18 protein-coding genes are annotated in these 22,572 nt (G+C 47.8%); 15 read left to right on the top strand and 3 right to left on the bottom strand.

Annotation, left to right across the window (positions count from 1 at the left end):
- The first annotated feature begins 17 nt into the window (after positions 1-17).
- The 12 genes from MHH57_RS21255 (at position 18) to MHH57_RS21200 (ending at position 17,102) form a co-directional block, all read left to right on the top strand.
- The gene (locus MHH57_RS21255) at positions 18-2,483 is read left to right on the top strand and encodes a glycoside hydrolase N-terminal domain-containing protein (RefSeq protein ID WP_342434482.1); all 2,466 of its coding nucleotides are present in this window, start codon (positions 18-20) and stop codon (positions 2,481-2,483) included.
- Between the two features lie 5 nt (positions 2,484-2,488).
- Positions 2,489-3,835 carry a GH1 family beta-glucosidase gene (locus MHH57_RS21250; RefSeq protein WP_069011659.1) on the top strand — a complete coding sequence of 449 codons (1,347 nt, stop codon included), beginning with the start codon at positions 2,489-2,491 and terminating at the stop codon, positions 3,833-3,835.
- A 220-nt stretch (positions 3,836-4,055) separates the two neighbouring features.
- A complete protein-coding gene (locus MHH57_RS21245) occupies positions 4,056-4,304 on the top strand; it encodes a hypothetical protein (protein ID WP_341071241.1) in 249 nt (82 codons plus the stop codon).
- A 345-nt stretch (positions 4,305-4,649) separates the two neighbouring features.
- A complete protein-coding gene (cyoA, locus tag MHH57_RS21240) occupies positions 4,650-5,633 on the top strand; it encodes a ubiquinol oxidase subunit II (protein WP_029519232.1) in 984 nt (327 codons plus the stop codon).
- Positions 5,634-5,658: 25 nt separating this feature from the next.
- Positions 5,659-7,635, top strand: a complete 1,977-nt coding sequence (locus tag MHH57_RS21235; protein WP_025723659.1) for a cbb3-type cytochrome c oxidase subunit I — start codon at positions 5,659-5,661, stop codon at positions 7,633-7,635.
- Positions 7,635-8,243 (top strand): cytochrome o ubiquinol oxidase subunit III, encoded by a 609-nt coding sequence (gene cyoC / locus MHH57_RS21230; RefSeq protein ID WP_013373104.1) that lies wholly within the window; start codon positions 7,635-7,637, stop codon positions 8,241-8,243. The genes MHH57_RS21235 and cyoC overlap by 1 nt, the downstream gene beginning before the upstream one ends.
- Complete coding sequence (gene cyoD, locus MHH57_RS21225; protein WP_029519230.1) at positions 8,244-8,579, top strand: cytochrome o ubiquinol oxidase subunit IV; 336 nt, start codon at positions 8,244-8,246, stop codon at positions 8,577-8,579.
- 185 nt (positions 8,580-8,764) lie between these two features.
- Complete coding sequence (locus MHH57_RS21220; RefSeq protein WP_069011661.1) at positions 8,765-9,889, top strand: NADH:flavin oxidoreductase; 1,125 nt, start codon at positions 8,765-8,767, stop codon at positions 9,887-9,889.
- A 149-nt stretch (positions 9,890-10,038) separates the two neighbouring features.
- Positions 10,039-10,407 (top strand): metalloregulator ArsR/SmtB family transcription factor, encoded by a 369-nt coding sequence (locus MHH57_RS21215; protein ID WP_007432172.1) that lies wholly within the window; start codon positions 10,039-10,041, stop codon positions 10,405-10,407.
- A gap of 188 nt (positions 10,408-10,595) precedes the next feature.
- Positions 10,596-12,932, top strand: coding sequence for a heavy metal translocating P-type ATPase (locus MHH57_RS21210; RefSeq protein WP_342434481.1), 2,337 nt, complete (start codon positions 10,596-10,598; stop codon positions 12,930-12,932).
- A gap of 305 nt (positions 12,933-13,237) precedes the next feature.
- The gene (locus MHH57_RS21205) at positions 13,238-14,689 is read left to right on the top strand and encodes a PEP-utilizing protein (protein ID WP_029519225.1); all 1,452 of its coding nucleotides are present in this window, start codon (positions 13,238-13,240) and stop codon (positions 14,687-14,689) included.
- A 430-nt stretch (positions 14,690-15,119) separates the two neighbouring features.
- Entirely contained in the window at positions 15,120-17,102 is a 1,983-nt protein-coding gene (locus tag MHH57_RS21200) for a heavy metal translocating P-type ATPase (RefSeq protein ID WP_342435185.1), read from the top strand.
- A gap of 100 nt (positions 17,103-17,202) precedes the next feature.
- On the opposite strand, the gene MHH57_RS21195 is transcribed toward MHH57_RS21200, so the two are convergent.
- The gene (locus tag MHH57_RS21195) at positions 17,203-18,726 is read right to left on the bottom strand and encodes a DHA2 family efflux MFS transporter permease subunit (RefSeq protein WP_342434480.1); all 1,524 of its coding nucleotides are present in this window, start codon (positions 18,724-18,726) and stop codon (positions 17,203-17,205) included.
- A gap of 9 nt (positions 18,727-18,735) precedes the next feature.
- The gene (locus MHH57_RS21190) at positions 18,736-19,371 is read right to left on the bottom strand and encodes an HlyD family efflux transporter periplasmic adaptor subunit (protein ID WP_342434479.1); all 636 of its coding nucleotides are present in this window, start codon (positions 19,369-19,371) and stop codon (positions 18,736-18,738) included.
- 133 nt (positions 19,372-19,504) lie between these two features.
- Here MHH57_RS21190 and MHH57_RS21185 point away from each other — a divergent pair, with 133 nt between their 5' ends.
- Positions 19,505-20,062 carry an NAD(P)H-dependent oxidoreductase gene (locus tag MHH57_RS21185; protein ID WP_165149444.1) on the top strand — a complete coding sequence of 186 codons (558 nt, stop codon included), beginning with the start codon at positions 19,505-19,507 and terminating at the stop codon, positions 20,060-20,062.
- Positions 20,063-20,072: 10 nt separating this feature from the next.
- Complete coding sequence (locus MHH57_RS21180; protein ID WP_342434478.1) at positions 20,073-20,534, top strand: hypothetical protein; 462 nt, start codon at positions 20,073-20,075, stop codon at positions 20,532-20,534.
- Positions 20,535-20,616: 82 nt separating this feature from the next.
- On the opposite strand, the gene MHH57_RS21175 is transcribed toward MHH57_RS21180, so the two are convergent.
- A complete protein-coding gene (locus MHH57_RS21175) occupies positions 20,617-21,348 on the bottom strand; it encodes a ZIP family metal transporter (protein ID WP_013311970.1) in 732 nt (243 codons plus the stop codon).
- 282 nt (positions 21,349-21,630) lie between these two features.
- Between MHH57_RS21175 and trxB the strand changes: the two genes are divergently transcribed.
- Complete coding sequence (trxB, locus tag MHH57_RS21170) at positions 21,631-22,572, top strand: thioredoxin-disulfide reductase (RefSeq protein WP_342434477.1); 942 nt, start codon at positions 21,631-21,633, stop codon at positions 22,570-22,572.

The following is a 22,572-nucleotide window of genomic DNA, read 5'->3' as shown; positions in this document are numbered from 1 at the left end:
ATGGGGGAGGGTTTGATGTGACGAAAGGCGAAAGGCCACAGTCCCTGCGTTTATGGTATCGCCAGCCTGCTAAGGTATGGGAGGAAGCATTGCCAGTCGGTAATGGAAGGCTGGGAGCTATGGTATTTGGCGGAATCAGAGAGGAGCATTTGCAATTAAACGTGGATACGCTCTGGTCCGGATTTCCCAGAGATGGCGTTCAGTATGATGCATTGCGATATTTGCAGCCTGTCAGAAAACTGATTGCAGATGGAAAATACAAGGAAGCGGAACAACTGATTAATACGAATATGCTAGGTCGCGATACGGAAGCCTATCAGCCTTTGGGAGATTTGTGGGTTACGCAGGAGGGCCTAGGGGAAATTGTGCATTATGAACGGGAACTGGATTTGCTGACCGGAACGGCAGCGGTCACTTTTCAAAGTGATGGAGTCCGCTATACCCGTGAAGTTATTGCCAGTGCGCCAGATGGAATCATGATGGTGTCACTGACCGCGAATAAGCTTGGGAAGATCCATGCATCGGTGCGCATCACTTCCCCCCATCCTTGTGAAGACGAGGTTGGAGAGGATGCACATTTTGGTGATTCATCCAAATGGGATAGCGATAATGACGATCCATCCGATGAGTCGATCAGGGACTTTATTACGTTGGCTGGCCGAGTGCCCAGTCATGTCGAATCTAATTATCGCGGTGATCATCCACAGTCTGTCGTTTATGAAAATGATTTGGGGATGGCTTTTGCAGTTCAGGCGAGGGTTATTCCTGAGGGAGGAACCTTGACGAAGAGTGCTGATGGAGCACTGATCATCTCGGGCGCGGATAAAATCACGGTGTATTTGGCAGCAGCTACCGGATTTCAGGGATTTCATGCTATGCCGAATAGTGATGCAACGGAATCAGTAGAAGCATGTCAAGTCATTTTAGACGGAGTAATTTCGCTGGGAAGTGAGCAGGTGCGGCAACGCCATGAACAGGATTATCGAAAGCTGTTTGACCGCGTTGCATTAGAACTGGGAGATACTCTAACCGACGAGTCCGTTTTACCGACTGATCAGCGATTGGAACTTTATCAGAAAGGTCAGGCCGACCTGGGGCTGGAAGTGCTGTTATTTCAGTATGGCCGCTATTTGCTCATGGGCAGCTCGCGTCCGGGGAGTCAGCCTGCCAATCTGCAGGGCATCTGGAATGACCGGGTGCAGCCGCCGTGGAACAGTAATTATACAACCAATATTAATACTCAGATGAACTATTGGCCCGCAGAAGTATGCAATCTTGCCGAGTGCCATGAACCCTTGCTGCACATGATTGGAGAAGTGGCTCGTACGGGACGGAGGGTAGCCTCCATCCATTATGGTGCTCAAGGGTGGGCAGCTCATCACAATGTAGATGTGTGGAGATACGCCGGACCTTCAGGGGGCCATGCCAGTTGGGCGTTTTGGCCGCTTGGGGGTGTATGGCTAACTGCTCACCTATGGGAGCGCTATCTGTTTACCCTGGATACAGCCTATTTGGCAGAACAAGCTTATCCACTCATGAAGGGGGCGGCAGCCTTTTGCATGGATTGGCTCGTGGAAGGCCCGGAGGGTCGGCTTGTGACATCCCCATCTACATCACCTGAAAATAAATTCAAAACGCCAGACGGCGAGGAATGCAGTATATCTATGGGCTCCACCATGGATATGACGCTGATTCGGGAGCTGTTGAGTAACTGCATTCAAGCTGCGGATCTGCTGGAATTAGACGATGAGTTCCGCAACCGCTGCGAGGAGACACGGGCACGGTTAATGCCCTATCAAATCGGACGTCACGGCCAGTTACAGGAATGGTTTATCGATTTTGAGGAAGCGGAGCCTGGGCATCGACATGTTTCGCATCTATATGGGTTGTACCCAGGTCGGCAAATTCACATCCGTGATACCCCGGAACTGGCTGAGGCGGCCCGCATATCGTTGCGTCGACGGCTTGATCACGGTGGTGGGCATACCGGATGGAGCTGTGCCTGGTTGATTAACCTGTATGCTCGACTGGAAGATGGCGACGCCGCACATCGGTATGTTCGCACGTTGCTGTCGCGATCAACCTATCCTAATTTATTTGACGCTCACCCGCCTTTTCAGATCGACGGTAATTTTGGTGCGACGGCGGGGATCGCAGAAATGCTGCTACAAAGCCGTCCGGGAGAGCTGACGTTACTGCCTGCCCTGCCAACGGCATGGCCGGAGGGACGGGTCAGTGGATTGAAGGGACATGGCGGGATGACGGTCGGCATGGAATGGTCCGGTTCCCGGCTTGTCCGTGCAGAACTGGCCACATCCATCTCAGCAGGAAGCTGCACGATTCGCAGTGCACATCCATTTAGCGCAGATGCTCGTCAGGCTCTGCCTGATCCTGAGCACGGAGGATTTATTTTGTCATGGATTTTTACCAAAGAACAGGAAATAACGAACGGGCATACGATTATAATTGAAGGAGAGGAATAGACAATATGACCATTTTTCAATTTCCGCAGGAATTTATGTGGGGCACCGCGACGGCAGCCTATCAAATCGAAGGAGCTTATGAGGAGGATGGGAGAGGCTTGTCGATCTGGGATACCTTTGCCCATACGCCTGGCAAAGTATTCAACGGTGATAACGGCAATGTAGCTTGTGACAGCTATCATCGCTACGAGGAAGATATCCGCCTAATGAAGGAGCTGGGCATTCGTACATACCGTTTTTCCGTGTCCTGGCCGCGTATATTTCCCAATGGTGACGGTGAAGTCAATCAAGAAGGATTGGACTATTATCATCGCGTAGTCGATTTGTTGAACGAAAACGGGATTGAACCGTTTTGTACACTGTACCATTGGGATCTGCCTCAAGCGCTTCAGGATGCTGGAGGATGGGAGAATCGTCACACGATTCAAGCATTTGTCCAGTATGCAGAAACGATGTTCCGCGAGTTCCACGGTAAAATACACCATTGGCTAACATTCAATGAACCATGGTGTATCGCCTTTTTATCCAATATGCTGGGTGTTCATGCCCCAGGTCTGACAAATCTTCAGACAGCCATTGATGTAGGACATCATCTGCTAGTTGCACATGGTCTTTCTGTGCGCCGCTTCCGTGAGCTGGGCACCAGTGGCCAGATCGGTATCGCTCCCAATGTCTCATGGGCTGTCCCTTACAGTACATCTGAGGAAGATAAAGCTGCTTGTGCGCGCACCATTTCCCTGCACAGTGACTGGTTTCTTCAACCTATTTATCAAGGCTCGTATCCTCAGTTTTTGGTAGACTGGTTCGCGGAGCAGGGAGCTACCGTGCCTATTCAGGATGGTGATATGGATATTATTGGCGAGCCTATTGATATGATCGGTATTAATTACTATAGTATGTCGGTTAATCGCTTTAATCCTGAAGCCGGGTTTCTTCAATCTGAAGAAATCAATATGGGGCTACCTGTAACAGATATCGGCTGGCCAGTGGAGTCGCGTGGGCTGTACGAGGTACTGCATTATTTGCAAAAATACGGTAACCTCGATATTTATATCACAGAGAATGGGGCTTGTATCAACGATGATGTCGTGAATGGCAAGGTTCAGGATGACCGTCGCATTTCGTATATGCAGCAGCATTTGGTGCAGGTACACCGGGCGATTCATGACGGCCTTCATGTCAAAGGATATATGGCATGGTCACTTATGGACAATTTTGAGTGGGCAGAGGGATATAATATGAGATTTGGCATGATTCATGTCGATTTTCGCACACAGGTCCGCACCCCGAAGGAAAGTTACTATTGGTATCGAAATATAGTAAGTAATAACTGGTTGGAGACCAGACGTTAAACGAAGAGCAATTTTTTTAAAAAATATAGCAAAGACGGATCTGTCTTCATTCCCTTTTGTTTGAATACTGGGTCTTCCGGGGTAATAATAGTCAGGATATGCAGAGGGTTGTTTCAGGTATGTAGAGACCAAAGGGAATAAAGAAGCAAGATGTGTGCATACTGACAAAAATACCGAACGAGGGCGTTAAAATTATTTTGGACCGAAGGGAGTGGAGGGGATGGCTGCAAATTTTAGAAAATCAGGATCAACTGACGGGCAGATGAGCCGTACGGTATCTGTTATCGCTTTGATCGCTTGTATTGCAGGTATTATCCTTATTTTGCTTGATATAGGAAATTTGACTGATCGAAATATATATTTAATGACAGGCATTGGCTGCGTTATTGCCGGGATTTTTATTTTTCTCGTTGGGAAATCATTTGTCATTGCACGCAAGAAGGAAGACCAGGAAAACGGTCGCAGTTAATAAAATTAAAAATGATTTAAAGCAAATATATACTGAAAACAACAACGTGGGGCTTCGAGCAGTGTAGGATGATAACTGTAGGGAGTCCCGCTTTTTTCTTTAATATAACTTCTTTAAGATACACAAATAACGTTTTTTAATATGTCATCTTTGAATTATAATATATTTTGAATTTGCAAGAGAAATTTTATTTTTAGAGATATTTTTCACAAAAATCGGACAAATAATCGACAATTCTGTTAACAATAAAAAAAGTGGCCGCTTTTCTGCTATCTTATATAGGGGCAACATTACAGGAGTTCGTTAAGTTTTGAGTAATTTATTATTTAAGGAGAGGGGAACAACATGAACAAAAAACCAAAAGCGATTATTGCGTTGGTTTTGACCGTGCTCACGGTAGCATTGCTCATTTGGACGTGTTTTTATGCTGGCGGAAAATACGTTGTTTTCGATCCGAAAGGACCCATTGGGCAAGCACAAAAAGAGCTGATCATTCTTACAACGGCATTGTCTGCGCTAATAATTGTACCGGTCATGATTTTGACTTTCTTCATCATTTGGCGGTATCGTGATACACCGACAAACAAGGTGAAGTACCAACCCCACTGGGATGACAGCAAAAAGCTGGAGACCACATGGTGGGCTATTCCAATTATCGTTATCTGTATTATTGCGGTTATTACTGCAAGATATACCTACTTGCTGGAGCCTTCCAAGCCGTTGGCAAGTACGCAAAAGCCAGTAACCATTCAAGTGACTTCACTGGACTGGAAATGGCTCTTTATGTACCCAGAGGAAGGTATAGCTACAGTTAACCAAGTTCACATTCCTAAAGGTGTTCCAGTCCGTTTTGAACTGACTGCTGACGCACCGATGAACTCGTTCTGGATTCCGCAATTGGGCGGACAAATCTACACCATGTCAGGCATGGCTATGAAACTGCATTTGCAGGCCGATCACGAAGGAACTTACTTTGGTTCGGGTGCAAACTTTAGCGGTGAGCATTTTGGACAAATGCGTTTTGATGTAGAGGTCCAGTCGGATGAAGAGTATAAAAACTGGGTCGCTGACATCAAGAAGCAGTCTAAGCCGCTGACGAAAGACGGCTATTTGGCGCTTGCAAAACCAGGTTTGTCCCAGCCTGATGAGTATTCTTCGATTCCAGATGGCTTGTTCAAAGAGATTGTCAACAAGTATGTAGTGGAAGGGGCTCCTAACCCCCATGCTGGACATGGCGGAGCTACATCCACAGAAGATTCAACCAAGTCCGGCACAGAAGATCATGCTGGAATGGACATGAGTCATATGAATATGAGCGGACACAATTAAATGATTATAAGGAAGGAGGCCCCCAATGCTTGACAAAATAAAAGAGTTTGCATCCACTTTCTTCGTTACTGGAGACCCAATGATCTATGGAGCGGACGTCTCCATCGCATTAGCGACGATCGGGATCGTGTTTGTGCTCACTTATTTCAAAAAATGGGGCTGGCTTTGGAAAAACTGGTTGACTACTGTTGACCATAAAAAAGTCGGTATTATGTATATTCTTGCGGCCATCTTGATGTTATTCCGCGGAGGCGTGGATGCATTATTGATGCGTGTTCAACTGGCTACACCGGATGTGACACTTCTGCATCCTGAGCATTACAATCAGATTTTCACAACACACGGCACGATCATGATCCTGTTTATGGCGATGCCGTTGATGTTTGGTTTGTTTAATATCGCCGTACCCCTTCAAATTGGTGCGCGCGACGTTGCGTTTCCTTTCCTGAACGCATTGAGCTTTTGGCTTTTCTTTATGGGAGCGATGTTGTTCAACTTGTCCTTTGTTATCGGCGGTTCGCCAGATGCAGGGTGGTTGAGTTATCCACCGCTTTCAGAACTGCAATTTAGTCCTGGCGTCGGTCAGAACTTCTATATCTGGGGTATTCAGATTTCTGGTATAGGTTCCTTGGCTACGGGGATCAACTTTATTGTGACCATTATTAAAATGCGTGCACCTGGTATGACTTGGATGAAAATGCCTGTCTTTACGTGGTCCGTATTTTCGTCATGTGTTATTATCATTTTCGCATTCCCGATTCTGACGGTTACTTTGGCATTGCTGTTCCTTGACCGCTTTGGAGGAGGACACTTCTTTACGCTTGATTTCGGCGGTAACCCGATGATGTATATCAACTTGATCTGGATGTGGGGTCACCCTGAGGTATACATTGTAGTTTTGCCTGCCTTCGGTATTTATTCCGAGGTCATCAGTGTATTCTCCAAAAAGAAATTGTTTGGCTACAAATCCATGGTTTACGCTATGTTCATGATTGCGATCCTGTCCTTCTTCACCTGGGCGCATCACTTCTTCACGATGGGATCAGGCGCAGATGTTAATGCATTCTTTGCGATTTCGACGATGGTTATCGCTATACCGACAGGGGTTAAAGTATTTAACTGGCTGTTCACGATGTATCGGGGTAAGATTACATTCAAGACCCCTATGATGTGGTCAATTGCTTTTATTCCGAACTTCTTGATTGCTGGTTTGACGGGCGTCATGTTGTCTGTAGCGCCTGCTGACTTCCAGTTCCATAACAGTTACTTCTTGATCGCTCACTTTCACTCCGCTCTGATTGGTGGTGTAGTGTTTGGTTACTTGGCAGGTCTGTACTATTGGTGGCCTAAAATGTTCGGTTTCACATTGCCTGAAACGCCTGGTAAATGGGCTTTCTGGTTCTGGAACATCGGTTTCTATGTATGTTTTATTCCACAATATTCTCTCGGTCTGATGGGTATGACGCGTCGTCTGAGCACTTATGGCTGGGATACCGGCTGGCAGCCGCTTAACCTCGTTTCGACCGTTGGGGCATTCCTGATGGGGATTGGGTTCTTGTTCCAGGTTCTTCAAATTCTTCTGGGCATCAAGAATTACCGCAAGCTGAAGGATACAACAGGCGACCCTTGGGGTGGCCATACGTTGGAATGGTCGATACCTTCACCTGCACCGGAATACAATTTTGCTACCATTCCACAAGTAGAAGAACGTGATGACTGGTGGGCAGAAAAAGATAAACGTGCAAAAGGTATTTTCAGAAAGCAACCGCCAATTGAAGCGATTCATATGCCGAAAAACTCGGCGATTCCATTCATTATGTCGGTATTCTTTTTCATTGCAGGTTTCGGGTTCGTATTCGGATGGTCGTTCTTCTATATTCCAGGGCTGATCGGTGTGGCAATTTGTATGATTTGCCGTTCGTTCTTCTCCTACGATGGCGACTACTATATCCCTGCGGATGAAGTAAAACGCACGGAAGCGGCAATAAGGGGGTCTGTATAATGGCACAAGCTGCAGCACATCACAGCCATGATCATGACCACGGGCATCACGATCCGCAAGAGCTGAAGATGCTTGGTTTTTGGATCTTCCTCGTAACGGACGTAATCCTGTTCAGTACCTTGTTCGCAACCTTCGTTGTCCTTCGGAATAACACGGCCGGAGGACCAGGTGGCGCAGAGCTGTTTAACATGACGGGCGTTATTATTGAAACGTTCCTCTTGCTCACGAGCAGCTTCACAAGTGGTCTGGCTGTGTTGGCTATGAACAAAGGAAGCATGAAGGGATTAATCAGCTGGTTAATCGTAACAGCGATCCTGGGTCTTGGTTTTATCGGTTTTGAAGTTTACGAGTTTGTTGAAATGGTACACGAAGGAGCCAATTTTGGAACCAGTGCGTTCTTGTCGGCATTCTTCACTCTAGTCGGAACGCACGGACTTCACGTTTCGTTAGGTCTGGTTTGGATGATTGGACTCATGTTCCAGTTGAAAAAACGCGGGCTTACACCAGAGACGAAGGGGAAAGTTTCGGCATTGAGCTTGTACTGGCACTTTTTGGACGCTGTCTGGATCTTCTTGCTGACAGTCGTCTATTTGATGGGGGTGATGTAGATGGCACAGCATCAATCAGGAGCGGGTTCGCATGGTCATGATGATTCTCACGGTTCAGTGAAATCCTATGTTATCGGGTTTATTCTGTCCATCGTACTGACCATCATTCCTCTCTTCGTGGTGATGAATCATATGTTGAGCCGCACTTCGACCATGGTTGTTATTTTAGCCGCGGCAGTGCTGCAATTTCTGGTTCAGCTTTTCTTCTTCATGCACATCCGTGAAAGCAATGGACCACGTTGGAATGTTATGACCTTGATTCTTGGTGTAGTGATCCTGTTGACCGTCGTTGGTGGTTCAGTATGGATTATGGAATACAACATGGTAGCACACTAAAAATCACACAAGTACAAACTAATTAGGAAAGAAGGAGCGGACTTAGAACCGCTTCTTCTTTTTTTGTGTTGCTTATTAAAATTAAAACTGTGGCTTCTTGAACTCAAGTTTACATATGTGTAAAATGGAATTGTATAACAGTAGAGTGAAAACGATAATACTAGTGGAGAGCGGAGGGAAAAGTAATGAACACAGAATTACTGTTTAAACCTTTTAAGGCAGGTAATTTAACTCTTCCCAATCGGATTGTTATGGCGCCAATGACACGAAATTTTTCTCCTCAAGGTATCCCAGGGCCTGACGTGGTGATGTATTATCGTCGGCGTGCAGAAAATGCGGTTGGTTTGATTATTACGGAGGGAACTGCTATTAATCATCCCGCAGCTGTAGAGCACACCAGCATTCCTAATTTTTATGGTGAGGGATTAAAGGGGTGGGCCAAGGTAGTCGAGGAGGTTCATGCGGTAGGTGGCAAGATTATACCGCAGCTCTGGCATGTGGGTACAGCTCGCCAAATAGGTGCGGATAACCAACCGAATCCCGAGGCATTGCCTGTCGGTCCGTCCGGTATTTCTCCTGCCGGTGAAAAGGTAGTTGAGCCGTTGACCGAGACCGAGATTGCTGATATTATCGCAGCCTATGCTCAGGCCGCTGCCGATGCCCAGCGAGTGGGTTTTGACGGTATTGAGCTCCATGGAGCACATGGCTATTTAATTGATCAGTTTTTCTGGGACAAAACGAATAAGCGTACCGATCAATATGGAGGCAATCTGGTCCAGCGTACTCGGTTTGCGGTGGAGGTCATTGAGGCTTGTCGTCGTGCAGTAGGGCCGGATTTCCCAATTATACTGCGATTCTCCCAGTGGAAGATGTACCACTATGAAGAAAAGCTGGCACAGACACCTCAGGAACTTGAACAGTTTCTCGCTCCATTAGTGAAGGCAGGAGTGGATGTATTCCATTGCTCAAGCCGCCGTTTTTGGGAACCGGAATTTGAAGGGTCCGATCTAAACCTGGCAGCTTGGACGAAAAAGATAACAGGTAAGCCAGTTATTACTGTAGGCTCCATTGGCTTGGAGAAGGCGTTTTTGAGTGATTTTGAAAAAAATAATAATCGTCAAACCGAACAATCCAGTAGTGTAGAGGCAAGATTAGAACAACTCGTGGGGCAAGTAGAACGAGAGGAAGCTGATCTGGTTGCGGTTGGACGTGCTTTGCTGGTTGATCCAGCGTTTGCGGTGAAGTTACGTGATCAACAAATAGAAGAAATTATTCCTTACAGTGATGAAGTATTAAAGACGCTGAATTAAGCTTTATGTACTGTAAAGCTATAGCGTTAGGCAAGCATTTGAGACTTGGAAGTCTTCTGTTACAGGGCAAGCTGTAATATAAGCTATTCGTAAACTCTACGAATTTGCTATAATAGGAGCATCAAGTCGAAATACACGGGGTGAAAAGGATGAATTCTGAAACGGAAGCTTTGGATTGCGAGCCGGCTTGTCACGGTTCAGATCAGGAAATCGAGCGCATAAAATCTTCCCTTGTTGAGGATTCCATCGCATACAAAATGTCGGAGCTGTTTAAAGCTTTGGGTGACCCGACACGAATCAAGCTGATTTATGCCCTGGCACAAAAAGAACTGTGTGTTCATGATCTGACCCAGGTGCTCAATATGGGACAATCTGCGGTATCCCACCAGCTTCGTTATTTGCGCAACCTGCGTATTGTCAAACGACGCAAAGAAGGCAAAACGGTGTTTTATTCACTGGATGATAATCATGTGGAGCAGATCTTTTTGCAAACCCATCAACACATATCACATCAATAATCTTTTGGGATAAAACAACAGAGGGCGCCAAGCGATTGGCGCTCTTTTGGCGTTTGTCCGTTGAAGTCGATTTTTTTGTTAAAAAGGGCTAGATGTCATTGACTTTTGACCCTGATCCTGAATATAATGACCTTAATAAATAATATATGAACAGTTGCTCATATATAGTTAATTGGAGGCCAATGATTATGGATGCTCTAAAAAGAACGGAACGGCATGAATGGATTTTGGAAGGTTTGGATTGCGCCAACTGTGCGCTCAAGATTGAAAATGGAGTCAGTAAAATAGAAGGGGTCATGGATTGCTCGGTCAATTTTGTTACGAAAACGTTGACGATGACCACAAGTTCGGATCAAAAAGAAGAGGTTTTTCGCCAGACGGAACGGAAGGTTCATAGACTTGAGCCACATGTTCGGATGGTGGTAAAAAGTGCCCGGGGCCACCTACATGAAGACAGTCGAAGCCATGCTGGTGCAGTACAATCAGATAGCGTAGAGGATTGTGCATGCGGTCATGAGCATAATGATGAAGGTGAAGGGCATACACACGAGCATCACAACCACCATGCAGAGCACAAACATGGTGAATCCACCCATGCTCATTCACATTCGCTTGGAGATGATAGCCACGCTGGGCATACGCATGATCATGGTACGGACGGTATGCGCCGCATGATTGCGCGTTTGGCTATTGGTGCGGTCGTTGCGGCTGTTGCCTGGTGGTTACCTGTTGAAGGTGTAGGCAAGCTGGCCTTATTTTTACTGGCATATATCATCGTTGGCGGTGATGTTGTCTTGCAGGCTGCACGCAGTTTGGTACGTGGAATGGCCTTTGACGAATACTTCCTGATGACGCTGGCTACTGTTGGTGCATTTGCGATTGGGGAATACCCGGAAGGCGTAGCTGTCATGTTCTTTTATCAAATCGGAGAGCTGTTTCAAGGCATCGCAGTTAACCGTTCACGTAAGTCCATCAGTGATCTGATGGATATTAGACCGGACTATGCGAACCTGAAGACGGCTGAGTCCGTACGGAGAGTGTCTCCAGAAGACGTTCGCATTGGGGATTTGATTGTGATTAAGCCAGGCGAGAAGATCCCACTGGACGGTAAAGTTGTAGATGGTAAATCGCATGTGGATACCTCTGCGTTGACTGGTGAATCGGTGCCTCGTACTGTGGAGCCAGGAAGTAGCGTGTTGAGTGGATTTATCAATACGAACGGACTTCTAACGGTAGAGGTTAGCAAAGAGTTTAGTGAATCCGCGGTCTCTAAAATTTTGGAATTAGTGCAAAATGCGAGTGCCAAAAAAGCGCCGACTGAAAAGTTTATCACGAAATTTTCCAGATACTATACTCCCGTAGTGGTTATTGTAGCGCTGTTGTTGGCGGTTGTTCCACCGCTTGTTGTGCCAGGTGCACAATTTGCAGATTGGGTGTACCGTGCGCTTGTTTTCCTCGTTATTTCTTGTCCATGTGCGCTGGTAGTATCTATTCCATTGGGCTTCTTTGGGGGAATCGGGGCAGCCTCCCGTTCAGGTATTCTGATCAAGGGCGGGAATTATCTTGAAGCTCTGAATCATGTGAAATACGCTGTTTTTGATAAAACAGGCACACTCACCAAAGGTGTTTTCCGTGTAACAGGGATTTATCCTGCCGGGGATTTTACAAACGAAACCCTGCTCGAAACCGCCGCTTTGGCGGAGCTGCATTCGACACATCCTATTGCTGCATCTTTGCGTGAATCCTACGGTAAAGAACTCAGAGCAGAACGGGTTCAGCAGTATAGTGAAATATCCGGTCACGGGATTCAGGCACAAATAGATGGTCGTCTGGTATCGGCCGGGAACGCCAAGCTGATGGAGCGGGAACATGTTGCTTTTAACGTGGCGCAGCAAGCAGGGACGCTGGATGAAGGAACGGTCGTACATGTGGCGGTAGACGGAACGTATGCCGGGTGCATTCTGATTTCAGATGAGGTTAAGGAAGACGCAGCCCAAACGGTTACTTCACTGAAAAAGTTGGGTGTGGTGAAAACCATCATGCTGACGGGTGACAATCGGACAGTTGCCGAGGCTGTAGGACGACAGCTGGGTTTGGATGAAGTAAGGGCAGAGCTGTTACCTCAGCACAAAGCCGAAGCCATCGAGCAGTTGTCTGCAAGTAAAAAAACGAGCGACAAAATTTTGTTCGTGGGCGATGGAATCAATGATACACCCGTACTGGCGCTGGCCGATGTCGGTGTAGCGATGGGTGGCTTGGGTTCGGACGCTGCGATTGAGGCGGCAGATATCGTAATCATGAACGACGAGCCTTCAAGGCTGGTTACGGCCATCCATATCGCCAAGCGCACACGTCGTATCGTATGGCAAAACATCATTTTTGCATTAGGTGTCAAAGCTGTGTTTCTTACGCTGGGAGCATTCGGTATTGCTACGATGTGGGAGGCTGTATTTTCCGATGTAGGTGTAACATTGCTAGCCGTATTGAATGTGATGCGTGTATTGAAGGTTCGTTCTTACGAGTAAAAAATAAACACCCCCGGGTTAACATCGGATGTAGGCATCCTGTGAAAACCGGGGGTGTTTATTTTATAGGTTCCTTTTTCGAGTGGTCTTGTACCAGCAGTATAGAGATTACTTGTGGGTTGTAGGGGAGCTGTGCCCAGATGTATAAATGCGTGGCGTGCCTAATACGTTAAGGTAGGGGCTTTACAAGTAAGGCCCATGTAAGATTCGGTTGCTCCATTATGAGTAAGCGTTTTCCTTATTTGGAGGGGTACTCAAATTCGTGTGTGCCAACTTGCTGACGGAAGAAAGGATGGATTAATAGCATGGAGGCTAAACTGATGCATGTATTCGCAGAGCTGTTGGGCGGCAAAAACAGCCGGGATCTCAAAGATCCAGAGTCGGTTATGGAGACTGCTGCACAGAGGTTGGCTATGGAGACGCTAAGGGCAGGCAGCCATGAAGTATCTGCTACGCAGGGGGAAGATCCGTTGGGCTGGCTGGTTGGTTTAGCTGAGCAGGGCGTAATCAGCCGAGCGGAGGCTTTGATGGCTGCGAATCCCGAATTACTTGGGGAAACGATGCTGAATAGCGGCAACGATATTGGGCAAGCAATGGGTACACTCCTAAAATGGAGCGATGAATACAGACGTACCTTCATACGGATTTATGCCGATGCTCCTACAAGTATGAGTCGTATAAGTACAGAGACAGCATCAGAAATAGGCAGTTTCGACGGTTATAGTCTTCTGCATGGCCCCTTGTCACAGGCCTCTGGCCGCGTTGGGGAATTATGCTATGCCTATCTGGACGTAGCTGAGTCTGGACAGACGATTCATGCCCCTGACGGGGAGCCCGACCCCATCCTTATTCCCGGCTCTCGTGCATCTGACACGTACAAAACCTTTAACCAGGCATCTGGCCTGCCTGGATTGTGTGAGCATTTGTCCCGCCGGATTATCAGCTTGCTGGAAACAGAGTATGAAGGCTTATTCGAGTCTCTGAACGGATCGCCACTCACTGTTGCCCTAATGGAGCAGAACAATGCAGTGGGTATTGGCAGCTTGCAAGATATGCAGCTGGAGGCATTACTGCGTGCGGCGTTGCGGAGCGTGCGGCAGGGGGGAGAACCCAAGCTGGAGATTATGGTACGCAATCCGGCTGACGTGGACGAATTCCGGGCAACCCGAGACTGGATTGACGGCGTTGCGGAGCAGACCTTATGCGGACGTCTTCGGTGCATTCCATATCGGGTAGGCGTGCTTTTGACAGTTGCCCCGTCTTTGGTGCCTAACATAAGCCCAACATGGAACAAGGAAGCCGCACGGTCGGAGGAGTCAGCCAACCCCAATAACATATCCAAAGTGGGTGCACGACATATCAAGCAGGTGGCTCAAGCTGCAGATCTGACACGTTTTGCCGATACGGTCATTTTAGAAGTCATACCAACTCCATCCGATGATATTAGGACTGAGGATCAGTTGATTCCACCCGGTGTCGATGGTCATGAGAATACTAGTGATACGATAAAATGCATAATGGAAGCTGTTCGACGTGTAAAGCCCGAGCTTCCTTTATGGGTAGCAATAGATGAAATTAACCAGTCTCTGGATGGGATTTCGATCTGGGAGAATGAGCTGACGGGGGTCATTTGCCCGGACACAGCAGTTCCCGCCGCACGCCTTGCAGCTGCGCGTTTGGGACTGCAACAGCCCGCAGATCGTCAGCGCACTTCTGGGGCTGCACACAACCATGCGTGGAAGTTTCCTTTAGCCTGAAGATAACCTGAATTCATGTAATAGAGGATTTTGCAAAAATCCAATAAGCGATTTTCAAAGAACAAAATATAGATCGAAATGGCCTAGTTCGTCTATATATTACACTTTGGAGCGACTGGAATCGATTTTTGTAAATCCTGAATCGGATGCTCTAAATATGGAGGATACCTGCGGTGTTTGCGCGGGTATCTTTTTTTATTTAGACCATTGCTGGTTTACAAGTGGAAAAGAAAAGGTATATAATAAAACAAAAGTTTCTCTAAACCAAAATAATTGTATAGACGCAAAAATGATTATCATTCTCATTTGCTAAACATGCTGCTTCGGGCTTCCCGAAGCAGCATGTGCTATTTTAGGGCACTTAACAATGGATATCATTCTCAATGAGATGCTAGTACAAGGAACAAAATATGGAAAGGAACGTGACATGATGCAAGCTGTTCAACGATTACAAGATACATTGTCTCCCTCTAACCGAACCCTTTCAAAAAACAGTGGCAGCGGACGACCCGGTCCGAATCGTAAGCCGCAATTTCAGCTTAAAAGTATGCTGAAAAACAAGGAGATGCAAGCTGCTCTAGGTAGTGGATTGCTGATGTTGATGGCATGGGGAGTCTCACATTGGTGGCAATGGCTATCGGTCATTCTGTATGTGGTGTCCTATGCCCTTGGGGGCTGGTCCAAAGCCAGGGAAGGAGTCGAAACACTGATCCGAGAACATGATCTGGATGTTAACCTGCTCATGATTGCTGCCTCCCTAGGAGCTGCGGCCATTGGCTATTGGAATGAAGGAGCCATGCTGATCTTTATTTTTGCACTCAGCGGTGCGCTGGAGAGCTATACCACCGAGCGTAGTAGTAAGGATATTTCTGAGCTTATGGCGTTGAAGCCGGAAACGGCTTTGCGCTTGTCTCGCGAGGGGACCGAAACGGTCGGCATTGAGCAGCTGTTGCCAGGCGACCTGCTGCTGGTGAAGCCGGGCGAACTGATTCCGGCGGACGGCCGAATCTCTAAGGGCGTTTCGGCAGTGAATCAGGCATCGATTACCGGTGAATCTATTCCGGTAAATAAGGTGGAAGGTGACGAGGTATATGCCGGCACCATTAATGGAGAAGGCGTGCTATATGTGGAGGTTAGTCAGTCCTCAGAGAACACTTTATTTTCGAAAATCATTCGTATGGTGGAAGAGGCTCAGACCGAAGTTCCTGATTCCCAGCGTTTTATTAAAACGTTCGAATCGGTGTACGCTCGAATTGTTGTTGCTGTCACGCTGATCGTCATTGCCGGTGCACCCATAGCATTAGGCTGGACGTGGGCAGCAGCGTTTTACAAGGCTATGGTGTTCCTCGTCGTGGCCTCCCCCTGTGCGCTCGTATCATCCATTATGCCAGTAATGCTATCGGCCATTTCCAACCGTGCCCGACGGGGCATCCTGTTCAAAGGTGGTGCACATGTGGAGAATATGGCATTGACTTCTGTTGTTGCTTTTGACAAAACAGGCACGTTAACGATGGGGTCACCTGTCGTCACGGATTGGATTACCGCCGCAGAATACGATGCCGATGAGTTATTGCATATGGTCGCCACAATTGAAAGCTATTCTTTGCATCCACTGGCGCGAGCGATTGTAGCCAAAGCCGAAGCTGATTTGGGACAGAGGGATCTTCTTCCAACCGAAGAAGTGCAGGCCCTCACTGGATGGGGGATGGAAGGCATCATAGGTGGGGTGAAGTGGAAAATTGGGCGTACAAATGTACTGGATGAACCTGGTTCTCTGGCAGAGCCAAAGTGGATGGAGAGTCGGGCCCGGCTGGAAGCTGAGGGCAAAACCGTATCCATCGTCCTCGCGGATGATCGGATTGCCGGAATGCTGGCACTACGCGACGAGCTGCGTCCGCAGGCCCAAGAGTCCGTGAAACGACTGCAAGCGCAGGGTATCCGGGTCGTCATGCTGACCGGAGACCGCCCGGAAACGGCCGCTGTGATCGCGGCGCAGGCCGGAGTTGACGCCGTGTATGCTGGCTTAATGCCGGAGGACAAAGTCAGCCATATTCGCATGCTGCGGGAGCAGTACGGGCATGTCGTCATGGTCGGCGACGGTGTGAACGACGCTCCTGCGTTGACAGCGGCAACCGTAGGACTAGGCATGGGGATGCATGGCAGCGGAGCCGCACTGGAGGTCGCAGACGTGGTGCTGATGAACGATGGAATCGAAGAAATCGCTCCGACGGTAGCACTGGCCCGCAAGGCGCAGCGGGTGGTTAAACAAAATATGATCTTTGCGGTAAGTGTCATTTTGCTGCTAGTGATCAGCAACTTTGTGCAAGATATAGCCCTGCCATTTGGGGTTATTGGGCATGAAGGTAGCACATTACTGGTTATTTTGAATGGCCTGCGCTTATTACGGTCATAGGGCTAATAATCAGAAGTTTATAAACAGGAAGGAGCATTCAAACCTCTTAAAATCCAAGGGGTGAATGCTCCTTCTTTTGCAGCCTCGCAACGCTGTACGTCTATCTTCGGCGCGGTGTAGACCGTCGCAAGAATAAGGAAAACAATAGCCCCGCTAGTGCAATCCCTGTAGCAATGATGAAGGCATCATTAATGCCATGGATCGTCGATTCCGTAACGGCACTTCGGTACACCTGTTGCAGCGCCAACGATGAACCACTTTCCGTTGAAATGCCCGCCGTTTGCGCGAGGGTTTGTCCCAACTGTGCTACCCCTTCGGTTAAAGGAACATTGGCGGTGGTAGCGACATTCGCATAGTCCGCTACATGAATCGTGGTCCGGCTGCTCATTACAGTAATGAGCCAAGCGGTACCGATAGACCCAGCAATTTGCCGTACTGTATTGGACATGGCTGTACCATGGCTACCGAGATGGGGAGGCAACTGGTTTAGCCCTTCCGTCTGGACGGACATCATCAGCAATGACATTCCGAAGCTGCGAATCGTATAGATGATCATAATATGTCCGTAGGTGGTGGCGTCGGTTAGCAGACTGAATTCCCATGTCGTGACTGCCGTAATGATCAGCCCAATGATCGCCAACGGCCTTGCGCCTATACGGTCAAATACTGCCCCTGATATGGGTGACATCACACCCATCAGCAGTGCACCCGGCAACAGCAGCAGACCGGATTGCAACGGTGTAAAGCCGCGTATATTTTGCAAATAGATTGGCAGCAGCAGCATACCGCCAAACATCGTCATGTTGACGGTAGCCCCGACTAAGGTTGATACAGTAAAAATATCATATTTAAACACACGGAACTCCAGCATCGGCTGTAGCATGTTCAGCTCGCGCACGATAAACAATACAATAAACACCACCCCGGCAGCGAGTGTAAGGATTACCGTATTGCTATTCCAGCCTTTGTCTCCAGCCGAACTAAAGCCATACAGCAGGAAGCCAAAGCCAAGGGTGGAGAAGAGGGTTCCCAACAAGTCAAAGTTCGGTTTTGTTAGCTTGGATACATTTTTGAGCCAGCGTATGGCAAACAGAATATCAATGATCGCCAGCGGAATAACGAGTAAAAATAGCAGCCGCCAGCTGTAATGCTCCACAATATAGCCGGATAAAGTCGGTCCAATCGCCGGGGCAAACATCATGGCGATTCCCATGGTACCCATGGCAGCGCCCCGTTTTTCCGGAGGAAACACAGTCAGGAACACGTTCATGACCACAGGCATGATGATGCCTGCTCCGCTGGCCTGAATAACGCGTCCAACCAGCATAGGCGCAAAGCCGGTACTGGCAGCACAGACGACAGACCCGGCAGTAAATAACCCCATCGCCGATATGAACAGCGCACGTGTTCCGAAGGACTCAATCAGAAAAGCGGTGATAGGAATCAAAATCCCGTTGGTTAGCATATATCCGGTAGATAGCCATTGAACGGTTGTTGCAGACACATTGAAATCATTCATTAAGTGTGGAATGGCCACGTTAAGCAGCGTTTGATTCAAAATCGAAATGAAGGCGCCTAGCAGCAGCACGGACAGAATACGTCCGACGGACATTTTTTGATCCATGACAGCCTCCTACTTGTGAACTCTGATAGTCGCACTCATTCCCGGGATAATACCCAGCCCCTTGTAACCTTGAATGGAAATATTGACAGGCACGACCTGCGTCACCTTGGTATAGTTGGCAGTGGTGTTGGAAGTGGGCAGTAGTGAAAAAGTCGATGCGGTCGCCAGGCCGATCTTTTCGAGTTTACCGCTCAGGGACGTATCCGGGTAAGCATCAATATATACATCTACGGTTTGTCCTACTTGAAGATCCTGTACAGCCGTTTCGTCTATATTGGCGGTAATCCATAAATTGTTTAGATCAAAAGCCTTCGCTAAAGGCGTGCCTGCCCCAACAATTGAGTTGTTGACCGCAGATTGCTGCACGATGGTACCATCGGTTGGAATCGTAACGCTAATTCGGTTTCCGCCTCCTTCTACATTACCCAGTGTGCTTCCAGCGGTGTAGGTTTTACCAACTTCAGCATTCCAGCCTGTGAGCTTGCCAGCGCCTGGAGAGGCAACGGTAACCGCTTGTCCACTCACTTGGGCATTATCGGTTTTTATGTAGTTGGCGGATTGATTATAGTAATAGGCGGCGGCTCCACCTCCTGCCAGAATAATGATAATAACTAGCAAGTTGACTAATATGGCGCGTGAATTCATGTGTAACATGCCTCCCTAGTTCTTGGATTTTCAAAGTATGCGTCAAACGATTCATAATATTCAGATGGATTTTGGGCAAGGTTAAGAGCGCATGCGAAAAGGATGATTTTGCTGACAAAGGATGATGCGCATAATGACGACGACCAGAATCATGATTGTATATGACAGTGAAAATGGGCATACCGAACGTCTCGCACGCTCAATTGCAGAAGGAGCACACCTTGAGCACACGGAAGTGTTGTTAAAGCATGTAAATGAGGCCGATGTGAATGAGCTAGTGAGTGTGGATGCGATCCTATGGGGTTGTCCGGGGCATTTTGGTACGATCAGCAGCGGTCTGAAAAGCTGGATTGATAAGCTGGGGTATCTGTGGGCGCAGGGCAAGCTGGTGGACAAAATCGGCGCTGTGTTTTGCACAACCGCTACCGTTCATGGTGGATTGGAATCCACACTTCTGAATTTGATTACTCCAATGCTTCATCAAGGCATGATTATTGTAGGACTGCCCGCCAATATTACGGAAAATGCATTATACGGCTCCTATTACGGCGTAGGGATAACATGTCCGGTGGAGACTGACCCCAATGGACCACCTAATCTTCCAACGGGTGATGATCTTGCACTAGGCCGCTCTTTGGGCAAACGGGTCGCTGAAATAGCGGGACGGTACCGTAGCGCTGAAAGAGAATAGGAGGCTACCGATGACCATTGCTTTTATCGTAGTAGCTGCGGTTGCCTTTATTTTTTTGCTGGTATTTAATACGAAGATGACGCGCAAGTCCTCTTCCAAGACTCGCTCTACCGAAGAGGATTCACGGCAAAGAAGCAAACGTCCTTATCCTGTGCAGGTGGAACCCGAGGCGCGTGAATGGATAGATCCTGCGCAAGACATGCCTCCTAAGGATATCGACGTCGAAGAACATCATGCGGAGGAACAACACAAGGTGCCTGATATCCAGACGGATAAGAAGGTGGAAAAAGATCGCGAGAATATTAAAGATGCTTACGGAGATCAGGATTATCGTGCGGCTTTACGTGGTTTTGCCAAAAAGGACGAAGAAAAGGATAGACATTCCCCAATATCCAAGGGAGAGAAGGAGACTCACAAAAGTGAGGACGAGCAGTACCGTGAAGCACTGCGCTCCATGAACCAAAAAAAATGAGGTATCTACATGTGAACATGCCAAAAAGGCTGCTTATCTGTCTGGATTACAGGCAGATAAGCAGCCTTTTTGTGTTGCTCGGCTATAGCCATTCGGTTAGCCCAATCATCGTAATTAAGCCGAGAATAAAAGAGAATGTGGCGATCCGCTGGTTACCATCCCCGTGACTCTCGGGAATCAGTTCCTTGTAGACGATAAACATCATGGCTCCGGCGGCAAAAGCAAGGCCGTAAGGTACCAGTCCGTTCACCCAGCTACTCAAATAAAAGCCGATCAGACTCGTAATGATTTCCACAGCTCCGGTGAGGGTAGCAATACCCAAGGCCTTGAAACGGCCGATGTTTTGATTCACAAGAAATAGTGCTACGATAAAGCCTTCCGGGGCATTTTGCAGGCCGATAGAGAAGGCGATCAGATTGCCGAGATTGTGAGTCTCACTCGCATAGCTGACCCCAACAGAGAGTCCTTCCGGCAAATTGTGCAATGTAATAGCTGCGATAATGAGAAAAGATTTGGACTCCAGTTGAAAGGTCTTGGAATCCGGGTCCTCCAAATCCGCATGGGGAATGTACATTTCCATCACCAGTAATACGAGGCAGCCGAGCAGAATTCCCGCAGTCAGCACGAACCAATTGGAATGCTGGATCGCTTCGGGAATGAGGTTATACACGGAGGCAGAGGTCATAATTCCTGCGGCATAAGCCAACAGAACATCGCGAAGCCGATGCGTGATATTGCGCATAAACAGTATGGGCACGGCGCCGAGCCCAGTGGACAGGGCAGAAATAAAGCTACCTACAAAAACGTCATTCATAATCGGGATAATCCCTCCATACCTGATTTATCTTTAAGCTTCGCTTCATGAAAACTTCATTTGACTGTTTACAGCTCTTTCCGCATAATGAAATTAGGATTTAGAATCAGTCTAAGTCATAAGAAGCTGTAAAACAAGTGATTCGTTTTTGTAATATCCGGGTGTCCACATTTTGGGATAAGCTTCTGGCAGAATTACTTTTAGAAGTATATGCAGCTGCCCAGCGCCCGGTTCCGAAAACTCGTTATATAATACTTATGTTATTTTAGGAGGAACCAAGATATGTACAAGTCCATTATTATAGGTACCGGCCCTGCCGGTTTAACCGCTGCAATTTATCTGGCACGCGCTAATATGAGCCCACTGGTGATCGAAGGACCACAGCCAGGCGGACAATTAACCACGACTACGGAAGTCGAAAATTTCCCGGGTTTTCCTGAAGGAATCATGGGACCCGATTTGATGGATAATATGCGTAAGCAAGCGGAGCGTTTTGGCGCTGAATTCCGCACAGGCTGGGTAAACAAAGTAGACACAACCGCTCGTCCATTTACACTGGATGTAGAAGGTTTGGGTGAATTGGTTACTGATACGCTGATTATTTCCACCGGAGCGACTGCCAAATATCTGGGTATTCCCGGTGAACAGGATAATATCGGACGTGGCGTAAGCACTTGCGCAACATGCGACGGCTTCTTTTTCCGTGGCAAAGAAATTGTTGTCATCGGCGGTGGAGACTCTGCATTGGAAGAAGCCAATTTCCTGACTCGTTTTGCCTCCAAAGTAACGTTGGTGCATCGTCGTGAAGAAATGCGCGCCTCCAAAATTATGCAGGATCGTGCTCGTGCGAACAACAAAATTGAATGGGCGCTTAATCGTACTCCTGTAGAAGTGATCGCTGACGAGAATGGAGTCATTGGCTTGAAAGTGCTGAATAATGCAACAGGCGAAGAGGAGATCATTACAGTTAGCGGCGTATTCGTGGCAATTGGTCATCATCCGAATACAGGCTTCCTCGAAGGGCAAATTACAACGGATGCGAACGGTTATATCGTCGTAAATCCGGGTACTTCCGAAACAAACGTGCCTGGCGTATTCGCTTGTGGCGACGTACAAGATACACGTTACAGACAAGCGATTACTGCAGCAGGTAGTGGTTGCATGGCTGCTATGGACAGCGAGAAGTACATCGAAAGTCTGGAGCACAGCGCACTGGCCCTGTAA

Source organism: Paenibacillus sp. FSL H7-0442 (assembly GCF_038593105.1).
GTDB classification, from domain to species: domain Bacteria; phylum Bacillota; class Bacilli; order Paenibacillales; family Paenibacillaceae; genus Paenibacillus; species Paenibacillus polymyxa_D.
This window is presented reverse-complemented; position numbering and strand designations above follow the sequence as displayed.